Source organism: Pseudomonas fluorescens HK44, from assembly GCF_000217955.3.
Taxonomy (GTDB): domain Bacteria; phylum Pseudomonadota; class Gammaproteobacteria; order Pseudomonadales; family Pseudomonadaceae; genus Aquipseudomonas; species Aquipseudomonas fluorescens_AQ.
This window is the reverse complement of the sequence record NZ_AFOY02000010.1, coordinates 100,488-122,458: the sequence shown is the minus strand read 5'-3', so window position 1 is coordinate 122,458 and position 21,971 is coordinate 100,488. Positions and strand designations below refer to the sequence as shown.

Sequence of the window (21,971 nt, the reverse complement as noted above, 5' to 3'; positions counted from 1 at the left end):
CAGAAAAACAAAAACCGGGGCACTTCCCCGGCTTCCGACGACGAAACGCTTAAACGCGTTCGAAGACGGTGGCAATGCCCTGGCCGAGGCCAATGCACATGGTCGATACACCGAAGGTGCCGCCATTTTGCTTCATCACGTTCAGCAAAGTGCCGGAGATACGCGCACCGGAGCAACCGAACGGGTGACCCAAGGCGATCGCGCCGCCGTGCAGGTTAACCTTCTCGTTCATCTTGTCGAGCACTTTCAAATCTTTCAGCACTGGCAGGGCCTGTGCAGCGAAAGCTTCGTTGAGTTCGAAGAAGTCGATATCGGCAATACCCAGACCTGCACGCTTCAGTGCTTTCTGTGTCGCCGGTACTGGACCATAGCCCATGATCGCCGGGTCCACACCTGCCACTGCCATCGAGCGGATCACCGCCATCGGCTGGATGCCCAGGTCCTGTGCACGCTGCGCCGACATCACGATCATGCACGAAGCACCATCGGTGATCTGCGACGAAGTACCGGCTGTCACGGTGCCACCCTTTGGATTGAACGCCGGCTTCAATGCCGCCAGGCTTTCCAGGGTAGTTTCCGGACGGATGGTTTCGTCGTAGTCGAACAGCTTCAGGAAACCGTTCTCGTCGTAACCCTGCATCGGGATGATTTCGTCTTTGAACTTGCCTTCCACCGTCGCTTTATGGGCGAGTTGGTGGGAGCGCACGCCGAAGGCATCCTGCTGCTCACGGGTAATGCCGTGCATTTTGCCGAGCATTTCAGCGGTCAGGCCCATCATGCCCGAGGCTTTCGCCGCGTACAGCGACATGTGCGGGTTCGGATCGACACCGTGCATCATGCTCACGTGCCCCATATGCTCGACGCCGCCAACTACGAACACGTCACCATTACCGGTCATGATCGCTTGCGCTGCGGTGTGCAATGCACTCATCGACGAGCCACACAGGCGGCTGACGGTCTGACCGGCAGCCGTATGCGGGATCTGAGTCATCAAGGACGCCATGCGGGCGATGTTCCAGCCCTGCTCCAGGGTCTGGTTCACACAGCCCCAGATCACGTCTTCGACTTCGCTCGGGTCGACCTTGACGTTGCGCTCCAGCAATTTGCTGATCAGGTGCGCCGACATGTCTTCGGCGCGGGTGTTGCGGTGCATGCCGCCCTTGGAGCGGCCCATCGGAGTACGACCGAAGTCGACAATCACGACGTCTCTTGGATTCAAGCTCATAAATATTCTCGCTCTAGTCGTTTGGGCGCTTAACCGAAGAAGCTCTGGCCGTTTTGGGCCATCTCGCGCAGCTTCTCGGTCGGGTGGTACAGCGCGCCCAAATCAGCGTACTGGTCAGCCAGGGCAACGAACTCTGCAACACCGATTGCGTCGATGTAGCGCAGTGCACCGCCACGGAATGGAGGGAAACCAATACCGTAGACCAGACCCATGTCGGCTTCGGCAGCGGTTTCGACGATGCCGTCTTCCAGGCAACGCACGGTTTCCAGGCACAGCGGGATCATCATCCAGTTGATGATGTCTTCGTCGGTCACTTCACGCTGTTCGAAGACGATTGGCTTGAGCACTTCGAGTACCGACGGATCGGCTACTTTCTTCTGCTTGCCGCGCTTGTCGGTCTCGTAGGCATAGAAGCCCTTGCCGTTTTTCTGACCCAGGCGCTTGGCTTCGTAGAGCACGTCGACGGCCGAACGACGGTCGTCTTTCATGCGGTCCGGGAAGCCTTCAGCCATCACGTCACGACCGTGGTGACCGGTGTCGATACCGACCACGTCCATCAGGTACGCCGGGCCCATTGGCCAGCCGAATTTTTCCATGATCTTGTCGATACGGACAAAGTCCACACCGGCACTGACCAACTTGGCGAAACCGCCGAAGTACGGGAACAGGACGCGGTTGACCAGGAAACCCGGGCAGTCGTTGACGACGATCGGGTTCTTGCCCATTTTCTTGGCGTAGGCAACGGTGGTAGCAACGGCCAGCTCGCTGGACTTCTCGCCACGAATGACTTCAACCAGCGGCATCATATGCACCGGGTTGAAGAAGTGCATGCCGACGAAGTTTTCCGGACGCTTGAGGGCCTTGGCCAACAGGCTGATGGAAATGGTCGAGGTGTTCGACGCGAGGATGGTGTCCTCTTTGACCTTGTCTTCGACTTCGGCCAATACCGCTTGCTTGACCTTAGGGTTCTCGACAACGGCTTCGACCACCAGGTCGACGTGAGCGAAATCACCGTAGGACAGGGTTGGACGAATGCCGTTGAGCACTTCAGCCATTTTGGCTGCGGTCATGCGGCCTTTATCAACACGGCCAACCAGCAGTTTCGCCGCTTCAGCCAGACCCTGCTCGATCCCGTGCTCGTTGATGTCCTTCATCAGGATCGGCGTGCCTTTGGACGCCGACTGATAAGCGATACCGCCCCCCATGATACCGGCGCCGAGTACGGCAGCCTGCTTCACGTCTTTGGCGATTTCGTCGTAGGCCTTGGCTTTTTTCTTCAGTTCCTGATCGTTCAGGAACAGACCGATCAAGCTCTGCGCAGCAGAGGTCTTGGCCAGTTTGACGAAACCGGCGGCTTCAACTTCCAGAGCTTTGTCGCGACCGAAGTTCGCGGCTTTCTGGATAGTCTTGATCGCTTCAACCGGCGCCGGGTAGTTCGGGCCGGCCTGACCGGCCACAAAACCTTTGGCGGTTTCGAAAGCCATCATTTGTTCGATGGCGTTCAACTTGAGCTTTTCCAGCTTCGGCTGACGCTTGGCCTTGTAATCGAATTCGCCGGATATGGCGCGCTTGATCAGTTCCAGGGCCGCTTCCTGCAGCTTCTCTGGAGCGACCACCGCATCAACTGCGCCGACTTTCAGCGCGTCTTCCGGGCGGTTTTCCTTACCGGCGGCAATCCATTCGATGGCGTTGTCGGCACCGATGATGCGCGGCAGGCGAACGGTACCGCCGAAGCCTGGGTAGATGCCCAGTTTGACTTCCGGCAGACCGATCTTGGCCGTGGTGGACATGACGCGGTAGTCCGCTGCCAGGCACATTTCCAGACCGCCACCCAATGCGATGCCGTTGATTGCGGCCACGGTTGGAACGTTGAGGTCTTCGAAATCGCTGAAAATCTTGTTGGCTTCGAGGTTGCCAGCAACCAGCTCTGCATCCGGCAGCTTGAAGTTGTCGACGAATTCGGTGATGTCGGCACCGACGATGAACACGTCCTTGCCACTGCTGACGATCACACCCTTGACCGACGCATCTGCCTTGATGGCGTCTACGGCCGAACGTAGTTCGTTCAGGGTTAGACGGTTGAACTTGTTGACGGACTCACCCTTGAGGTCGAATTTCAATTCGACGATGCCACTTTCAAGAGCCTTAACCGTGATGGCTTTACCTTCGTAAATCATCAACTGATCTCCACGATATGGAAGCTGAACAGTACACGTCGGACGCTGACGTTCTGGCTCGGCATGGACGCTACCGTCGATGCTAACGCCATCCCACCAGGCACACCCGCCAACGCGATAGTCGGGATTCTGTAGGAGCCGTCTGTAATACAAACGCTCATTTCATACGCCCGTTTGATTTGGGTACGCCACCTTCACGGAATTTCCGACAATTGTCAATCGCCCAAAATGCGGGTTGTCACTCGACTTTGCGGTCATATCCGTACCACGAAGACCTGCAACACGCGGACGCATGTTCAACTATTCATAGAATCAATATTTAGAAACGTCGCCCTAATTACCGGCACAACTCGAAATACAAGCTACGCTGGCCGGGGACGATAAATGAAAAACAGAAGCGCTTATGGCGCACGCCAAGCGCAAGATCAGTGCCACGCCTCGGACAGCGTGACGATTCAGCGAATTACCGGCCTGCCTGGCCACTCCAGCCCGATGAAGATGTCGGGCTTTTTATTGGCTCACAGAATCCCAGGAGGAGCCTGAAAACAGCCCGGTCATGGCTGATAGTGCCTGACCAGCATATTGTTACTGCACCTTCGTTCAGGATTTCCCCGCTCATTATTTGCGCTGACGGTTCGGATTGCTCACATTCTGCATGAACGGCCCGCCACCCAAACGTTCAGAGATCGACGAAGGCAGGAGCGGGAAAAGCTGAAGGCTGCCCAAGGCAGCCCTCAGCTATGGAACATGTTTACCGCACACTAGTGACGCGGAGCATGGGAGCGATCAGTGTTGAACTTGCAAACGAATTACAACTCGGCAGCCAGACGCGCCCCCTGATTGATCGCACGCTTGGCATCCAGCTCAGCCGCCACATCCGCACCACCGATCAAATGCACGTTCTGCCCGGCAGCTACCAGACCGTCGTGCAATTCGCGCAACGGGTCCTGTCCGGCGCAGATCACGATGTTGTCCACCGGCAGCACTTGCGGCTCACCGGCTTCACCGATGCGGATATGCAGGCCTTCGTCATCGATCTTCAGGTACTCGACGCTGTTGAGCATCTGTACGCGCTTGTTCTTCAGCCCGGCGCGGTGAATCCAGCCGGTGGTTTTGCCCAAACCGTCGCCGACCTTGGATGTCTTGCGCTGCAACAGGAACACCTGGCGTGCCGGCGCATGAGGTTCGGCCTTGATCCCGGCGACACCGCCACGGGCCTGCAGGTGAGTATCGATGCCCCACTCTTTCCAGAACGCTTCGCGGTCCTGGCTGGTGGCGACGCCTTGATGCACGAGGAACTCCGAGACGTCAAAACCGATACCGCCGGCACCGATCACCGCAACGCTCTTGCCCACCGGTTTGCGTTCGAGGATCACGTCCAGATAGCTCAGCACTTTGCCATTCTCGACACCCGGAATCGCCGGTACACGCGGTGCAATGCCGGTGGCCAGAATCACCTCGTCATAACCGCCGTCCACCAACTGCGCGACATCGACCCGCGTGTTCAGGCACACCTCGACATTCGTGGTCTGCAACTTGCGTTTGAAGTAGCGCAGGGTTTCAAAGAATTCTTCCTTGCCCGGCACGCGCTTGGCGATGTTGAACTGGCCGCCGATTTCGCTGGCGGAATCGAACAGTGTCACTCGATGGCCACGCTCGGCGGCCACGGTTGCCGCGGATAACCCCGCGGGGCCTGCGCCTACCACGGCGATTTTTTTGATCTGCTGCACCGGCAAGTAATTGAGCTCGGTTTCGTGGCACGCCCTGGGGTTCACCAGACACGAGGTCAATTTACCGCCGAAGGTATGGTCCAGGCAGGCCTGATTGCAGCCGATGCAGGTGTTGATTTCATCAGCGTGACCGGCGGCGGCCTTGTTGACGAACTCCGGGTCGGCGAGGAACGGCCGCGCCATCGACACCATGTCGGCATCGCCTTCGGCGAGGATCTGCTCGGCGACTTCCGGGGTGTTGATGCGGTTGGTGGTAATCAGCGGGATACCTACCTCCCCCCGCAACTTGGCCGTGACCTTACTGAAGGCTGCACGTGGAACCTTGGTGGCGATGGTCGGAATCCGCGCTTCGTGCCAGCCGATCCCGGTGTTGATAAGGGTCGCGCCCGCTTGCTCGATGGCCTTGGCCAACTGAACGATTTCTTCCCAGGTGCTGCCGCCTTCCACCAGATCAAGCATCGACAAACGGAAGATGATGATGAAATTCGGGCCTACCGCTTCGCGTACGCGACGGACGATTTCCACCGGCAGGCGCATCCGGTTTTCATAGCTGCCACCCCAACGATCGGTGCGGTGGTTGGTGTGAGCAGCGAGGAACTGGTTAATGAAATAACCTTCCGAACCCATGATCTCGACACCGTCGTACTCGGCTTTCTGCGCCAGGGTCGAACAGGTGATGAAGTCGCTGATCTGTTTTTCGATGCCTTCCTCGTCCAGCTCTTTGGGCTTGAACGGGTTGATCGGTGCCTGAATCGCACTCGGCGCGACCTGTTTCGGGCTGTAGGCATAACGCCCGGCGTGAAGAATCTGCATGCAAATCTTGCCACCCGCCTCGTGTACGGCACGGGTGACGATCTGGTGCTTGAGCGCCTCATCGAGAGTAGTCAACTTGGCAGCCCCGGAGTAAACCCCGCCCTCATCGTTCGGGCCAATACCGCCGGTGACCATCAGACCGACACCACCGCGAGCACGTTCGGCGAAGTACGCCGCCATGCGCTCAAAACCGCCAGGCTTCTCCTCCAGGCCAGTGTGCATCGAGCCCATCAGGGTACGGTTGCGCAGCGTGGTAAAACCCAGGTCCAGCGGGGCCAACAGGTGCGGGTAATGAGCGGCGGTCATCGGTAGCTCCACAACGAACGATCACGGAAAAAGTGCGGGAGCTCTTTGGCACCCATCGGTTATGTGCCACAGACTAAAAGCAGGTTTGTCATCGCTCAATGACCGTAACTGACAACTTATTGATCCAAACGTGCAGCACCTCTTGGCATTCATCGACATGGGGCCTACCCTAGTCGGCGAATCCTGCACGCGGCCGCTGACTGTTTCCCCATGCGCAAACTTCTTTATCTGACCGCCTCCATGGCGTTGATCGCCGTCATCGCCGCGTACGCGATGTGGACCGCTGATCGTCCGGTTGGCCATTACCTCTCGGACCTGCGCATCAACCTCGCCGTCAACCAAGGTGTTCCTGCCAATCGCGGCAACTTGCTGGGCATCCAGCCCGAGTTGTTCCCTACCGACTATCAAAGCCCCGAGCACCTGCACCGCAAGCTCGCAGCCTATTTGCAGCAGGCTCGCGAACAGGGCCTGCTGAACGAAAAGACCATCGTCGTGCTGCCGGAACACATCGGTACCTGGCTGATGGTCAGCGGCGAGAAAGACGAGTTGTATCAAGCCAGCACGCTGGACGAAGCCATGAATTGGCTGGCGGTGAGCAATCCCCTGAGCTTTTTGCGTGCGCTGATCAGCGCCAAGGGCGACAGCCGCCTGGATGACGCGCACCTGCGCATGAAAGCCAAAAGCATGGCCCGGCAGTACCAGGCGCTGTTCGGTGGGCTGGCCAACGAGTTCGGTATTACCCTGGTGGCGGGCAGCATCGTGCTGCCCGACCCCAGTGTCAGCGACGGCATACTGAAAATCGGTCGTGGTGCGCTGTACAACAGCAGTCTGGTGTTCGGTCGCGATGGCTTGCCGATCGGCCAACCGCAGCGCCAGCTGAACCCGGCCTTCGATCAACGGGGCTATATCCAGCCGAGCACCGATCAAGTAATCAATGTCATCGACACTCCGGCTGGACGTCTGGGCGTATTGATCGGCAACGACAGCTGGTACCCGGACAACTATCGCAAACTCAACGATCAGGGCGCTCAGTTGATCGCCGTGCCAGCCTTTGTCATCGGCCGAAATACCTGGGACAAGCCTTGGCGCGGAGACAAAAAGCCATCGACCCCGAGCGCAATCGGTCTCGAACCCGGCTCGCTCAGCGAGGGCCAGGTCTGGCATCGCCTGACGCTGACCAGTCAGCGCCCGGTCAGTCGGGCCAACGCCGGTATCAGCGTGTTCCTGCGTGGACAATTCTGGGATCTGGGCAGCGCCGGCCAGAGCTTTCTCGTTAGCAACGGCCAACACTTCGCCGACCGCGAAGCCCACGGTGCACGTTTGCTCAATATCTGGTTGTAAGTGATGAAACCACAGCCGATGCGCCTCGGGGATCTGTCAGTTGGCTTCGTCCATAGCCTGGCTGACGCAGTGTCCAGCCACGGTCTGGATCCGCAGCCGCTGCTGGAACAATACGGACTCGATCCGGCGCGGTTAGCCGAAGCCGGCGCACGGCTCTCGATCCCGCGCTACATGCGCCTGGGCCATGCGGCCATTCAATTGACTGGCGACCCGGCGCTGGGTCTGCGTATGGGCCAGCTCAGCCGCCTCAGCCAGGTCGGGCTGGCCGGGGTCACTGCCGCTCAGGCGCCAACCGTGCGCGAAGCGGCGCGCTGCCTGATTCGCTTCGAGGCCTTGTACGGCTCCAATTACCGCGGCCAGTCGAGTTTCCATGAAGATGCCCAGGGTGCATGGCTACGGTTCTATTCCATCAGCCCATACAACGCCTATAACCGCTTTGTGGTGGATTCGATCATCGCCAGCTGGTTGCAGCAGTTATCCAGCCTGAGCCATCAGCCGCTGCGCGCCGAACGCATCGACATCGAGTTCGCCGAGCCGGATTACCGCGAGCGCTACGCACTGCTGGGTGACTGTCCGATCCAGTTTGGCGCCGAGCACAACCAACTCAGGCTGAGTCAGGCCAGCCTGGCACTGCGCAACCCCGAGCACTGCCCGAGTACCTGGCGTCTACTGCTCAAGCTGTGTGAGCGGGAACTGGAGCAATTGACCCGCACCCGCAGCCTGCGTGAACGCATCACTCAGTTGCTGGGACCGTTGCTCAATGGGGGGCGTGAACCCGACCTGGAAGAAGTGGCGGCACGCCTGAAGTTGCCGACATGGACCTTGCGTCGCAAGCTTTCCGAAGAAGGTACGCAGTTTCGCGCCATTCTCAACGACACCCGTCGCGATCTGGCCATGACCTACATCCGGGACACGGAACTGGCCTTTGGCGAGATCGCCTACCTGCTGGGGTTTGCCTCGGCCGAAGCCTTTCAGCGCGCCTTCAAACGCTGGAACAACCAGACACCCGGAGAGTTCCGTCGAAGTCACAGGCAATCAGTCTGACGACCGGCCTGTAGCTGCTTTGTTACAACTCGGTGGCGTCTTCGGCGGGTTCCAGAGGGTCCAGTTCAAATGCCTGGTATTCGAGCAGCTCTTCTTGATAATCGTCCATTGAGATGTCCTTTTGAGTCGAGTTAAACCGTTATACCAATGACCTTCGCCCTCAGCATAAAGTGCCCGCATGAAAAAAAATGACGCGGGCACAGCGCAACGTTCCTGCTAGTAAAACGTAGCAGGCACTCAAGAATTTATCACGGGAGACTTTGAATAAAAGCTGAAGAAAATCAGCCTCTGGCAGCGCAGATGCATCTGAAAAAACACTGAGGGAGCAGACATTGCCCCCCACAGTGCTCGACTTCAAATTACTTGCCGGACGATGGCAGTGCCGGAATTGGCTCGGTCGGCGCCGGCAACGAACTCGGGTTCGCCGGCGGCGTGATGACCTCGGACGCCGGTGCCGGCTCAACTGTGCTCGCCGGTGCAATTGGCGACGCCTCAGGCGCTGGCGCTGATACCACAGGCGTTGATGCAGCGGATACAGGCACTATCGGCGCACTCACCGCCGGCACAGCCGTCACCGGCTCGGCTGGCACAACCGGTGCCGGAGTTGGCGCCGGAGTTGGAGTCGCTGCAGGCGTCGCCGCGGGCGCGGAGGTTGGCGCTGCGGGGGCTGCGGGGGCTGCCGCGGGTTCAGGCACACCCAGATCGGCCTTTGGTTTCTCGACGATATGCGCCTCTTTCTTCACCTCAGGCGGCAGGAACAGCTCGACCAACGTGAAAAACCGCTCGTAGAACTTCCCGGACGACACGGTTTCACTGGCGACCTTGACCATCGAGTCATCGGAAGAACCAATCGGCATCGACACCGAGCCCAACACTCCGACACCAAGGCTGGCGGAGTTGTTGGTTTTCTTCAACGCATAGCGGTCCTGCAAGGCATTGGCGAACATCGTCGCATGATGCTTGCTGTCTTCAGCGCAGACCACGTTGAAGCTGATCTCCATATGCGTGTCGCCGGTCTGCTGAAAGCTCTTGTGACCGCTGACCAGTTTCGGGTCAGTGCTGGTGATGATGTAGCCCTGGCTCAATAACGCCCGACGGGCGGCCTCGCAGGAAGCAACATCGGTAACCGGGTACTTGCGCGAAAACGTCCCGGAATCATTGAAATTTTCATGCTCATAGATGGCCTGTTCCTTGGTACAACCGGCTGCAGCAGCCAGTACCAACGCCAGCCCGGCGGCACGTACATGGAATGATTTGAACATTGAACATCCTGGAGAAAACGATCCGGGGTGTATTGTGCAACAGATCACCCCGTAACGGCGCATGGATTAGTGTCTTGCAAGTGTTACAAGTCTACTGACCATCGTTTACCGGAAAAAGTCGCACGCATAAATGCCCGATGAACGTCCGCAACTTGACCGCTGCGCACCGACTGGATGGCCAAAGATTCCAGCCAGCCGTTGAAGCGCACAAAACAAAAGACCCCGGCCTTTCGGCCAGGGTCTTTGTTTACCACCAACGGGTCAGTCAGGCATCAGTAACGCTTGATGTCTGCCTGGCTCTCCAGCTGCTTGCGATAGGCCGCAAAGTCTTGCTGGCCAACGCGCGACGCGAGGAAGCGACGATACTGAGCCTTCTCTTCTTCAGAAGGCGCTGTGGCTTCGCTCACACCGTTCAGACGCACGATCACCAGACTACCGTCAGTCAGGGTCACGCTGCTGAAAGTCGGCTTGTCCTTGGCGACAGGCTTGGGCATGCGGAACAACGCTTGCAGTACGGTTGGGTCAACCCCTTCCTGAGCACGTGTTGCCGCGTTGGTGACTTTCCAGCTCTGGCTATCGAGCGGCGTCTTGCCATCGCGCAGACTGGCGATCAACTCATCAGCCTTGGTCTTGGCAGCAGCACTGGCGTGCTCCTTGGTCAATTGCACGCGAATGCTCGCAGCGACGCTTTCCAGCGGCAGCTGTTCAGGCTTGCGATGCTCTTTGGCACGCAGCACCACGACAGTTTCCGGATCCAGCTCGATGCCGGCGCTGTTGGCACCTTCATCCAGTACTTCCGGGCTGAACGCGGCAGTGACCACGGCACGGTTGGCCGCGACACCTTCACCACCTTCACGGCCAAACGGTGCGGACGTGTGAACGGTCAGTTTCAGGTCTGCAGCTGGCTGAGCCAGATCGGAGGCTTCGAACGCGGCATCTTCCAACTGCTTGGTCGCATCCACAAAACGCTGCTCGACCTGTTGGGTTTTCAGTTCCTTGGTCAGCTTGTCTTTCAGGCTGGCGAAGCTCGGCACTTGAGGTGCTTCAACGCCCAACAGCTTGATCAAGTGGAAACCGAAGTCAGTGCGTACCGGCGCCGACACTTGGTCCTTGCCCAGCGCATACAGCGCTTTCTCAAAGGCCGGATCGTAAACGCCCGGGCCGGCGTAACCGAGGTCACCGCCATTGGCAGCCGAACCTGGATCCTGCGAGAACTCCTTGGCCAGGGCCTCGAAGCTTTCACCTTTGGCCAGACGCGCCTGAATCTCTTCGATCTTCGCCTTGGCTTGCGCCTCGTTCACCTTGTCATTCACTTCGATCAGAATATGCGCAGCCCGGCGTTGTTCCGCCAGGTTCGCGGTTTCTTTCTGATACAGCGCTTGCAGGTCTTCGTCCTTGACGGCGACCTGATCAAAGAAGGAAGCCTTCTTCAACTCGAGGTAATCGATGACCACCTGATCAGGCGTCATGAACTCTTTGGCGTGTTCGTCGTAGTAAGCCTTGACCTCTTCGTCGGTCAGCTTTACCGCCGCAGGATCGGCCTTGACGTTCAGGGTCGCGAAATCGCGAGTCTGTTTTTCCAGACGAGCGAAAGCCTGCACCTGTGCATCGGTGACGAAACCGCTGCCTGCCAGACCGGCGCGCAACTGGCCGATCAGCATTTCCTGAGCCAGCATCTGGCGGAACTGCATCCGGCTGTAGCCCAACTGACGGATCACCTGGTCGAAACGCTCAGGACTGAACTTGCCGTCGACCTGGAATTCAGGCGTTTGCAGGATCACTTGGTCCAGTGCAGCTTCGGAGAAAGCGAATTTCGATTTTTCTGCGCCTTGCAGCAACAGTTTGCGGTCGATCAGCCCTTTCAAAGCAGCTTCGCGCAGCATTTTTTCATCAAGCAAGGATGCATCGAAATCCTTGCCCAGCTGTTGCATGAGTTGACGGCGTTGCATATCAACCGCCTGACTCAGCTCGTTCTGGCTGATTTCTTCACCATTCACCTTGGCCGCATCATTACGGTGGGTAGTGGCCTTGAAGATGGCGTCGAAACCGGTCAAAGCCATCAATGCAACGATGACCCCGATAATGGTCTTGGCAATCCAGCCTTGTGAATTGTCCCTGATATTCTGCAGCATGCGTCCCCCAGAAACGGTTGAACTTCAAATTAGGCAACCGTGGAGCGTGGGTAGAATCCGGATAGAAGAAAGGCGCATCCGAGGATGCGCCTTCTCGTAACTGGCGGAGCGGACGGGACTCGAACCCGCGACCCCCGGCGTGACAGGCCGGTATTCTAACCGACTGAACTACCGCTCCGCTGCCAAGTCAGGAATGACCCCGACCCGGATAGGCAAAAAACCGAGGAGGCTTAGTTAACAGCTTCTTTCAGTGCTTTACCGGCTTTGAAACCTGGTTTTTTGGCTGCTGCGATTTCCAGCGTCTTGCCGGTCTGTGGGTTACGACCAATGCGAGCTGGACGATCAGTAACGGAGAAAGTACCGAAACCAACCAGAACAACAGAGTCGCCAGCCTTGAGAGCGCCAGTGACGGATTCGATTACAGCGTCCAGCGCACGGCCAGCAGCAGCTTTCGGGATATCAGCGGATGCAGCGATAGCATCAATCAGTTCCGACTTGTTCACTCTAAGTCCCCTTATATCTATTTGAGATGATTCTAAGTTTTTTGGTGAAAGCAAAAACGAGTGCTGAATGGCCTACAGACACTTAAGAGCCGCTTTATAACAAGGGCTCTAAAAAGCTGTCAAGAAAGCCCCCCAGGCTAATACGTACTAGTGCGTGCTAATTCTTTCCTTAGAGTCAGACTCGCGCTTCTCATCCTTTGCAACTATCTCGGGAGCCACATCCGGCAAGGGCTCCGGCGCGTATTGCAGCGCAATTTGCAGGACCTCGTCAATCCATTTAACTGGTTTGATCTGAAGATCTTGCTTGATATTGTCAGGAATTTCCTTCAAGTCGCGAACATTCTCTTCAGGAATGATCACAGTCTTGATCCCGCCTCGGTGTGCCGCCAGCAGTTTTTCCTTAAGTCCGCCGATCGCCAGAACCTGGCCGCGCAAGGTGATTTCGCCGGTCATGGCAACATCAGCGCGCACAGGAATCCCGGTCAATGCCGACACCAGTGCCGTACACATGCCTACACCCGCACTAGGACCGTCTTTGGGCGTCGCCCCTTCCGGCATGTGGATATGGGTGTCGCGCTTCTCGTGAAAGTCCAGCGGGATCCCCAGGCTTTTCGCGCGGCTGCGAACAACCGTCAACGCAGCCGTGATCGATTCGACCATCACATCACCCAGCGAACCGGTCTTGATCAGCTGACCTTTACCCGGCACCACCGCTGCTTCGATGGTCAGCAACTCGCCCCCCACCTGAGTCCAGGCGAGACCAGTCACCTGCCCCACCTGATCCTGCTGCTCGGCCAGGCCGTAGCGGAATTTGCGCACGCCAAGGAAGTGCTCCAGCATCTCGGCCGTGACTTTCACCGAGAAGCGTTTTTCCATCGCATGCTCTTTGACCGTCTTGCGGCAAACCTTGGCAATCTGGCGCTCAAGCCCCCGCACACCGGCTTCACGGGTGTAGTAACGAATGATGTCGCGGATCGCTTCGGCGTCGAATTCCAGCTCGCCTTTTTTCAGGCCATTGGCCTGAATCTGCTTGGGCGAAAGGTACTTGACGGCGATGTTGATCTTCTCGTCTTCGGTGTAGCCCGGCAGACGAATCACTTCCATCCGGTCGAGCAGCGCCGGTGGAATGTTCATCGAGTTCGAAGTGCAAAGGAACATCACATCGGACAGGTCGTAGTCGACTTCCAGATAGTGATCGTTGAAATTGTGGTTTTGCTCGGGATCGAGCACTTCCAGCAAAGCCGAAGCCGGATCGCCACGCATGTCGCTGCCCATCTTGTCGATTTCATCGAGCAGGAACAGTGGGTTGCGCACGCCCACCTTTGTCATCTTTTGAATCAATCTTCCTGGCATCGAACCGATATAAGTCCGGCGATGACCACGAATTTCCGCTTCATCGCGCACGCCGCCGAGGGCCATGCGTACAAATTTGCGGTTTGTTGCGTGAGCAATCGACTCCGCCAGAGAGGTTTTACCCACACCAGGAGGACCGACCAGACACAACACCGGACCGCGGATTTTCTTCACGCGTTTTTGCACGGCGAGGTATTCGAGAATCCGCTCTTTGACTTCTTCCAGACCATAATGGTCGGCATCAAGAATGTCTTCTGCGCGCGCAAGATCCAGACGAACCTTGCTTTGCGCCTTCCACGGCACCTGAACCAGCCAGTCGAGGTAGGAGCGCACAACGGTCGCTTCAGCAGACATCGGTGACATTTGCTTGAGCTTGTTCAGCTCGGCCTGGGCCTTGATCAGCGCATCCTTTGGCAAGCCTGCGGCATCGATGCGCTTTTTCAGCTCTTCGACTTCGTTATGGCCTTCTTCGCTATCGCCCAGTTCTTTCTGAATGGCCTTCATCTGCTCATTCAGGTAGTACTCGCGCTGGCTGCGCTCCATTTGCTTTTTGACGCGGCCACGAATGCGTTTTTCGACTTGCAGCAGATCGATCTCGGCATCCAGCAAGGCCAGAACGTGCTCGACCCGGGCCGACAAATCGATAATTTCGAGAATTTCCTGCTTCTGCTCGATCTTCAGCGCCATGTGCGCAGCCATGGTATCGACCAGGCGGCTTGGCTCATCGATGCTATTGAGCGACGACAGGACTTCAGCCGGAACCTTCTTGCCCAGCTGAACGTATTGTTCAAATTGAGACAGCAAGCTGCGGACAAACACTTCCGATTCGCGCTCGGGAGCGTCGACTTCGTCAATCAGCGAAACCTCGGCACGGCAATGGCCGTCGACTTCGCTGAAACGCTCGACGGCGCCACGTTGCTCGCCTTCAACCAGCACTTTGACCGTACCATCAGGCAGCTTGAGCAACTGTAGAACCGTTGCGATCGTACCGACGCGATAAAGTGCATCTTCACCAGGATCGTCGTCGGCAGGGTTTCTCTGGGCCAGCAGAAGGATCTGCTTATCGCCCGTCATCGCGGCCTCGAGGGCTTCGATAGATTTCTCGCGCCCCACAAACAGCGGGATAACCATGTGCGGATAAACCACAACATCACGCAATGGCAGGAGAGGCAATTCGATGGTTGTCTTCATGATTTCGCCTCTACGGCGGCCCTAAGGCCGGAAACAGATGGAAGTAAGCCTGAAACCAAGATGGGGGCTGCTTTCGAAAAAAACAAGCTGATTAAAAGACTGCGCTAAAGATCGTCCGAACGCGGCCCAAGCCTTCGGCAGACTCTGCAAAAGCAAAGGGGCCCGAAGGCCCCTTCTTTAATCCGGCAGTGCGACGCTTACGCGTCTGGCGCTGCCTTGGCAGCCGGCTCAGTGTTTTCGTAGATATACAGTGGCTTGGACTTGCCTTCTATTACGCTTTCATCGATCACTACTTTACTCACCTCGGACTGCGAGGGGATTTCATACATAGTGTCGAGCAGCACGCCTTCGAGGATCGAACGCAATCCACGAGCACCGGTTTTACGTTCCAGCGCGCGCTTGGCGACCGATTTCAGTGCATCGGCCCGGAACTCCAGGTCTACGCCTTCCATCTCGAACAGCTTGGCATACTGTTTGGTCAGAGCATTTTTCGGCTCGGTGAGGATCTGCATCAGCGCAGCCTCGTCGAGCTCGTCCAGCGTTGCAAGAACCGGCAGACGACCGACGAATTCCGGGATCAGACCGAACTTGACCAGATCGTCAGGTTCGACTTCACGCAGGGACTCACCCACCTTCTTGCCTTCTTCCTTGCTGCGAACTTCCGCGTTGAAACCAATGCCGCCACGGGTGGAGCGGTTTTGAATAACCTTTTCCAGACCGGAGAACGCACCACCGCAGATGAACAGGATGTTACGGGTGTCGACCTGAAGGAATTCCTGCTGCGGGTGCTTGCGACCACCCTGAGGCGGAACGGAAGCGACCGTACCTTCGATCAGCTTGAGCAGGGCCTGCTGCACGCCTTCACCGGAAACGTCCCGGGTGATGGACGGGTTGTCAGACTTGCGCGAAATCTTGTCGATTTCATCGATGTAGACAATGCCCATTTGAGCTTTTTCTACATCGTAATCGCACTTCTGCAACAGTTTCTGAATGATGTTTTCAACGTCTTCACCCACGTAACCCGCCTCGGTGAGGGTGGTTGCGTCAGCGATGGTGAAAGGCACATTCAGCAAACGGGCCAGTGTTTCAGCAAGCAGGGTTTTACCCGAGCCTGTAGGGCCGATCAGCAAGATGTTGCTTTTGCCGAGTTCGACATCGTCATTCTTTTTGTCACGCTGGTTGAGGCGTTTGTAGTGGTTGTACACCGCTACGGCCAAAACCTTTTTCGCACGCTCCTGACCAATCACATACTGATCAAGGATGCCGCTGATTTCTTTAGGCGAAGGCAATTTATGCGCGTTGCTTTCGGCCTGTGCTTCCTGCACCTCCTCGCGGATGATGTCGTTGCACAGGTCGACGCACTCGTCGCAGATAAAGACCGAGGGGCCGGCAATCAATTTGCGCACTTCATGCTGGCTTTTGCCACAGAAGGAGCAATAGAGCAGCTTGCCGTTGTCCTCGCCGTTGCGGGTGTCAGTCATTCGATCGATCCAAATCCGATAGGCTTGCAACACAAGATGAAGGCAATTGCGGGCTTTTTCAAGCCCGCTGGTGGCCAGTTAAACCAACCACCTGCATTTGAGTTGCTTAGGCGGGCATTTTACGCTTGTCGATCACCGAGTCGATCAGGCCGTATTCAGCCGCACGCTCTGCGCTCATGAAGTTGTCACGCTCGGTGTCGCGCTCAATGGTTTCGAGGCTTTGACCGGTGTGATGAGCCAACAACGAGTTCAGGCGCGAACGGATATGGAGGATTTCCTTGGCATGGATGTCGATATCCGACGCCTGCCCCTGGAAACCACCCAATGGCTGGTGAATCATCATGCGCGAGTTCGGCAGGCAATAACGCTTGCCCGCAGCACCACCGGCAAGCAGGAAAGCACCCATGCTGCAGGCCTGACCAATACAGGTGGTGGAAACGTCAGGCTTGATGAACTGCATGGTGTCGTAGATCGACATGCCCGCAGTCACCGAACCGCCTGGTGAATTGATGTAAAGATGGATGTCCTTGTCCGGGTTTTCCGCTTCAAGGAACAGCAGTTGCGCGGCGACCAGGTTGGCCATGTAGTCTTCTACCGGGCCGACAAGGAAGATCACTCGCTCCTTGAGGAGGCGCGAGTAGATGTCATAGGCACGTTCGCCACGGGCGGACTGCTCGATAACCATCGGGACCAGACCACCTGCGGCCTGGATGTCAGAGCTCTGCTGATAATAAGAATTGCGGGACATGTCTCGCAGTCACTCCCAAATAGTTATGTCTTGAATACGCATAAGCCAGCTCGAAAGCTGGCTTATGGTGTGTGCTTCTAACGTAAAAAACAATCAGTCGGCTTGTGGAGCTTCTACCGGCTTGACCGCTTCTTCGTAAGAGACCGATTTGTCGGTCACGCTAGCTTTCTGAAGAACAGTATCCACAACTTGCTCTTCCAGCACAACCGAACGGACTTCGTTCAGTTGCTGGTCGTTCTTGTAGTACCAGGACACGACTTGCTCAGGCTCCTGATAAGCCGAAGCCATTTCCTGAATCAGCTCGCGAACGCGGGTTTCGTCAGGCTTCAGGTCGTATTGCTTGACCACTTCAGCTACCACCAGACCCAGCACTACGCGACGCTTGGCCTGTTCTTCGAACAGCTCGGCCGGCAGTTGATCAGGCTTGATGTTGCCACCGAACTGCTGAACCGCCTGAACGCGCAGACGATCAACTTCGTTGGACAGCAGGGCCTTTGGCACTTCGATCGGGTTGGCGGCCAGCAGACCGTCCATTACCTGGTTCTTGACCTTGGATTTGATCGCCTGACGCAGCTCGCGCTCCATGTTCTTACGAACTTCGGCGCGGAAACCGTCGATGCCAGACTCTTTAATACCGAACTGAGCGAAGAATTCTTCGGTCAACTCAGGCAATTTCGGCTCGGAGACAGTGTTCACGGTTACGGTGAACTCGGCAGCCTTGTTAGCCAGGTCGAGGTTCTGATAGTTCTCAGGGAAGGTCAGGTTCAGAACGCGCTCTTCGCCCGCTTTAGCACCAACCAGGCCTTCTTCGAAGCCAGGGATCATGCGGCCGGAACCCAGAACCAGCTGGGTGCCCTTGGCGGAGCCACCGGCAAACACTTCACCGTCAACCTTGCCAACGAAATCGATGTTCAGCTGGTCTTCGTTCTGAGCGGCACGATCGGCAACTTCAAAACGAACGTTCTGCTTGCGCAGGATATCCAGCATTTTGTCCAGATCGGCGTCCGCCACGTCAGCGCTCAGGCGCTCGACAGCGATGGATTCGAAACCGGCAACGGTGAACTCGGGGAACACTTCGAACGTTGCAACGAATTCCAGATCCTTGCCCTTCTCCAGGACTTTAGGCTCTACCGAAGGAGCGCCAGCCGGGTTCAGCTTTTGCTCGACAACTGCTTCGTAGAAAGAAGCCTGGATCACATCGCCTACAGCTTCCTGACGCGCATCAGCTTCATAACGCTGACGGATCACGCTCATAGGCACTTTGCCAGGACGGAAGCCTGCAATCTTGGCCTTTTGGGCAGTCTGCTGCAGACGCTTGTTGACTTGAGTCTCAATGCGCTCAGCTGGCACGGTGATGCTCATGCGGCGCTCAAGAGCAGAAGTATTTTCAACAGAAACTTGCATGGATATTCCTCGTTGCACAGACGTTAGCCGGCCGTTTCCGACCCCAGAATCAAGGGCATGCATTCTAGTGGGTCAAACTCAAGAAGTCACCCTACTGAAAACGGGTAAAAACGCAGCAGGCAATTTATGGGGGCGAATGCACGAATGCGCCTCGCCCCGGAGGCAAATACAGCCAATCATGCCAGGGCTCTGCGCCAACCCTTCTTATATAGAAGGAGTGCCAATCATCTCCCTGGCAGCCGACCTTGCGAGCAAGGCCGGCGGGCAAGGCGGTATCATCGAGTAACATGAATACGACGAAACGCCCTGCCCTTGCGACCCGGAACCTGCAGTCGCTGAACGTACAAACCGCTGAAACAAAAAAGGCGCCAGACTGTTAAATCTGGCGCCTTTTGAAATATGGGGTGGACGATGGGGATCGAACCCACGACAACGGGAGTCACAATCCCGTGCTCTACCAACTGAGCTACGCCCACCATATTGCATAACAAAGAAGCCAAACAACTTCTTTGCTGAACTCCAACCCGCCCAACGGCCAGACTGAAGCTTTAATTGGTGCGGATGAAGAGACTCGAACTCTTACGCCTCGCGGCGCTGGAACCTAAATCCAGTGTGTCTACCAATTCCACCACATCCGCGGTTCGCTACTGTTAAAGCAAAGGCGCCAGACGGTTAAATCTGGCGCCTTTCGAAATATGGGGTGGACGATGGGGATCGAACCCACGACAACGGGAGTCACAATCCCGTGCTCTACCAACTGAGCTACGCCCACCATATCGCGCTACTTGTGCCAAAGCTGCCTAATGGCGCACCCGGCAGGACTCGAACCTGCGACCATCCGCTTAGAAGGCGGATGCTCTATCCAGCTGAGCTACGGGCGCCTTGTTAGTCGTACCCTTGAAGGACTACAAACTAAGTGCTTTTCAGCCTTGCAGAACCGTAATTCCGCTTGACCTTCTTAACCAGTGCTAGGCTGTGCCCGACAAGTGCGACGAATAGTATAGACCCCCCCGGAGACCGTCAAATCCTTTTTAAAAAAAATTCATTTAATTAAAGGGCTTAGGGGAATTTGCAGACCAAGCGCCTTTGCCCTCACGTTCTGACATGCGAGAATGCGTTCTCTTTTCTTCCCCCTCTCGATGGTTAATCACGCGCAATGACTGCACAACTAATCGACGGCAAATCAATCGCCGCCAGCCTGCGCCAGCAGATCGCCAAACGTGTCGCCGAGCGTCGCCAGCAAGGTCTGCGCACGCCGGGGCTCGCGGTGATCCTGGTCGGCAGCGATCCCGCCTCTCAGGTTTATGTCTCGCACAAGCGTAAAGACTGTGAAGAGGTCGGCTTCCTCTCCCAAGCCTATGACCTGCCCTCCGACACCACCCAGCAGGCCCTGACCCAACTGATCGACCGCCTGAATGACGATCCGAACATCGACGGCGTGCTACTACAGCTTCCTCTGCCTGAGCACCTGGACGCGTCCAAACTGCTGGAACGCATTCGTCCGGACAAAGACGTGGATGGCTTCCATCCTTATAACGTCGGCCGCCTGGCGCAACGCATCCCTCTGCTGCGCCCGTGCACCCCTAAAGGCATCATGACCTTGCTGGAAAGCACCGGTGCCGATCTCTACGGGATGAATGCAGTGGTCGTTGGCGCCTCCAATATCGTCGGTCGCCCGATGGCGATGGAATTGCTGCTGGCCGGTTGCACCGTGACCGTCACCCACCGCTTCACCAAGGATCTGGCCGGCCACGTCGGTCGCGCCGATCTGGTCGTAGTCGCCGCCGGCAAACCGGGCCTGGTCAAAGGTGAGTGGATCAAGGAAGGCGCCATCGTCATCGACGTCGGCATCAACCGCCAGGAAGACGGCAAGCTGGTGGGCGATGTGGTTTATGAAACCGCCCTGCCCCGCGCCGGCTGGATTACTCCAGTACCCGGCGGTGTCGGCCCGATGACTCGCGCCTGCCTGCTGGAAAACACGCTGTACGCGGCGGAAACCCTGCACGGCTGAGTCAGGCTTGTTCTGCAGCGCAAACCAGAACCCCGCCAATTGGCGGGGTTCTTTGTTTGATGCCAACAAGCCGTATCGTCGTACGTCAAAGCAACCACATTACGTGCCTCCCGAGCATCGGCGAAGCCCGTGAATCAGAGCGTTACAGGACCGATACACTATTAAATATTTTTCATCCGAAGCACCACTTCAGCAGGCGTATAGCGCTTTCCTGTCGCATACTCATAAAATGTTACGTTTTTTCTAGAAAGCCCGTTGCAGAACGGCATATCCACCCTTAGCGAGTCCGCCCGCGTGAAAATCCGCCTATCTATCCTGAGCCTATTTTTTGTACTTACAGGCCCTCTTGTCACATCAAACGTCTACGCAGGTGAAACTACTGCAGCACCTCGAGACACCTCACATCTGCGCATCGCTTCCGGCAGCGCAATGCTGATCGATCTGCAAACCGACAAAGTCATCTACGCCAGCAACCCGGACGTGATCGTGCCGATCGCCTCGGTGACCAAATTGATGACTGGATTGATCGTGCTGGATGCCAAGCAGAATCTGGATGAGTACATTTCCGTTTCGATCAGCGACACCCCGGAAATGAAAGGCGTGTTCTCCCGGGTCAAACTCAATAGCGAACTGTCGCGCAGAGAAATGCTGCAGATTGCACTCATGTCCTCGGAAAATCGTGCCGCCGCGAGCCTGGCCCACCACTACCCTGGCGGTTACGCAGCCTTTATCGCCGCGATGAACGCCAAGGCCAAGGCGCTGGGTATGACCAGCACCCATTACGTCGAGCCGACCGGCCTGTCAGTCCACAACGTTTCCACGGCCCGCGACCTGAGCAAATTGCTCCAGGCAGCACGCAAGTACCCGATGTTGACGCAACTGAGCACTACCAAGGAAAAAACCGTGACGTTCCGCAAGCCCAACTACTCCCTGGGCTTTCACAACACCGACCACCTGATCAACAAAGCCAACTGGGACATCAAGCTGACCAAGACCGGCTTTACCAACCAGGCTGGCCACTGCCTGGTATTGGTGACGAGCATGGGCAATCGCCCGGTTTCGCTGGTGATTCTCGATGCCTTCGGTAAATACACCCACTTCGCGGACGCTGCGCGAATTCGTCAATGGGTTGAAACCGGCAAGAGCACTTCCGCGCCGAGTGTTGCCTTGCAATACAAAGCCGAGAAGAATCTGCAGCATCGCCAAGGCAGCGGCATGGCGCAAACCGGTAAATAAGTTGTACGAAAAAG

14 protein-coding genes and 5 tRNA genes are annotated in these 21,971 nt (G+C 56.9%); 4 read left to right on the top strand and 15 right to left on the bottom strand.

All coding sequences use genetic code 11. The features are described 5' to 3' along the window. Positions 1–49: 49 nt before the first annotated feature. From fadA to HK44_RS10725, 3 genes are all read right to left on the bottom strand, one after another. Positions 50–1,225, bottom strand: a complete 1,176-nt coding sequence (fadA, locus tag HK44_RS10735; protein WP_019692749.1) for an acetyl-CoA C-acyltransferase FadA — start codon at positions 1,223–1,225, stop codon at positions 50–52. 29 nt (positions 1,226–1,254) lie between these two features. After that, complete coding sequence (gene fadB, locus HK44_RS10730) at positions 1,255–3,402, bottom strand: fatty acid oxidation complex subunit alpha FadB (RefSeq protein WP_019692750.1); 2,148 nt, start codon at positions 3,400–3,402, stop codon at positions 1,255–1,257. Positions 3,403–4,211: 809 nt separating this feature from the next. After that, positions 4,212–6,251, bottom strand: coding sequence for an FAD-dependent oxidoreductase (locus HK44_RS10725; RefSeq protein WP_019692751.1), 2,040 nt, complete (start codon positions 6,249–6,251; stop codon positions 4,212–4,214). 210 nt (positions 6,252–6,461) lie between these two features. On the opposite strand from HK44_RS10725, the gene HK44_RS10720 reads away from it, so the two are divergent. Both HK44_RS10720 and HK44_RS10715 read left to right on the top strand, forming a co-directional pair. Then, on the top strand, positions 6,462–7,592 hold the full coding sequence (locus HK44_RS10720) for a nitrilase-related carbon-nitrogen hydrolase (protein ID WP_019692752.1): 1,131 nt from the start codon (positions 6,462–6,464) through the stop codon (positions 7,590–7,592). A gap of 3 nt (positions 7,593–7,595) precedes the next feature. Continuing rightward, a complete protein-coding gene (locus tag HK44_RS10715; RefSeq protein WP_019692753.1) occupies positions 7,596–8,636 on the top strand; it encodes an AraC family transcriptional regulator in 1,041 nt (346 codons plus the stop codon). Between the two features lie 359 nt (positions 8,637–8,995). Here HK44_RS10715 and HK44_RS10710 read toward each other — a convergent pair whose 3' ends face one another. From HK44_RS10710 to HK44_RS10655, 12 genes are all read right to left on the bottom strand, one after another. Then, on the bottom strand, positions 8,996–9,898 hold the full coding sequence (locus HK44_RS10710; RefSeq protein ID WP_019692754.1) for a DUF2242 domain-containing protein: 903 nt from the start codon (positions 9,896–9,898) through the stop codon (positions 8,996–8,998). A 272-nt stretch (positions 9,899–10,170) separates the two neighbouring features. Beyond that, entirely contained in the window at positions 10,171–12,030 is a 1,860-nt protein-coding gene (locus HK44_RS10705; protein ID WP_019692755.1) for a SurA N-terminal domain-containing protein, read from the bottom strand. 101 nt (positions 12,031–12,131) lie between these two features. Further along, positions 12,132–12,208: transfer RNA gene (locus tag HK44_RS10700), tRNA-Asp, on the bottom strand. A gap of 52 nt (positions 12,209–12,260) precedes the next feature. Beyond that, positions 12,261–12,533 carry an HU family DNA-binding protein gene (locus HK44_RS10695; RefSeq protein WP_002552737.1) on the bottom strand — a complete coding sequence of 91 codons (273 nt, stop codon included), beginning with the start codon at positions 12,531–12,533 and terminating at the stop codon, positions 12,261–12,263. A 147-nt stretch (positions 12,534–12,680) separates the two neighbouring features. Further along, positions 12,681–15,077 (bottom strand): endopeptidase La, encoded by a 2,397-nt coding sequence (gene lon / locus HK44_RS10690; protein WP_019692756.1) that lies wholly within the window; start codon positions 15,075–15,077, stop codon positions 12,681–12,683. A 197-nt stretch (positions 15,078–15,274) separates the two neighbouring features. Next, positions 15,275–16,558: an ATP-dependent Clp protease ATP-binding subunit ClpX gene (clpX, locus tag HK44_RS10685; RefSeq protein ID WP_019692757.1), complete on the bottom strand. Its 1,284-nt coding sequence runs from the start codon at positions 16,556–16,558 to the stop codon at positions 15,275–15,277. Between the two features lie 106 nt (positions 16,559–16,664). Continuing rightward, entirely contained in the window at positions 16,665–17,306 is a 642-nt protein-coding gene (gene clpP, locus HK44_RS10680) for an ATP-dependent Clp endopeptidase proteolytic subunit ClpP (RefSeq protein WP_019692758.1), read from the bottom strand. 93 nt (positions 17,307–17,399) lie between these two features. After that, a complete protein-coding gene (gene tig / locus HK44_RS10675; RefSeq protein WP_019692759.1) occupies positions 17,400–18,710 on the bottom strand; it encodes a trigger factor in 1,311 nt (436 codons plus the stop codon). A gap of 400 nt (positions 18,711–19,110) precedes the next feature. Then, positions 19,111–19,186, bottom strand: a tRNA-His gene (locus HK44_RS10670). A gap of 77 nt (positions 19,187–19,263) precedes the next feature. Then, positions 19,264–19,348 (bottom strand) — tRNA-Leu (locus HK44_RS10665). Positions 19,349–19,406: 58 nt separating this feature from the next. Beyond that, a tRNA-His gene (locus tag HK44_RS10660) sits at positions 19,407–19,482 on the bottom strand. A gap of 32 nt (positions 19,483–19,514) precedes the next feature. Continuing rightward, a tRNA-Arg gene (locus HK44_RS10655) sits at positions 19,515–19,591 on the bottom strand. Positions 19,592–19,866: 275 nt separating this feature from the next. Between HK44_RS10655 and folD the strand changes: the two genes are divergently transcribed. Next, positions 19,867–20,721, top strand: coding sequence for a bifunctional methylenetetrahydrofolate dehydrogenase/methenyltetrahydrofolate cyclohydrolase FolD (folD, locus tag HK44_RS10650; RefSeq protein WP_019692760.1), 855 nt, complete (start codon positions 19,867–19,869; stop codon positions 20,719–20,721). A 294-nt stretch (positions 20,722–21,015) separates the two neighbouring features. Then, a complete protein-coding gene (gene pbpG, locus HK44_RS10645) occupies positions 21,016–21,957 on the top strand; it encodes a D-alanyl-D-alanine endopeptidase (protein ID WP_019692761.1) in 942 nt (313 codons plus the stop codon). Positions 21,958–21,971: the final 14 nt, after the last annotated feature.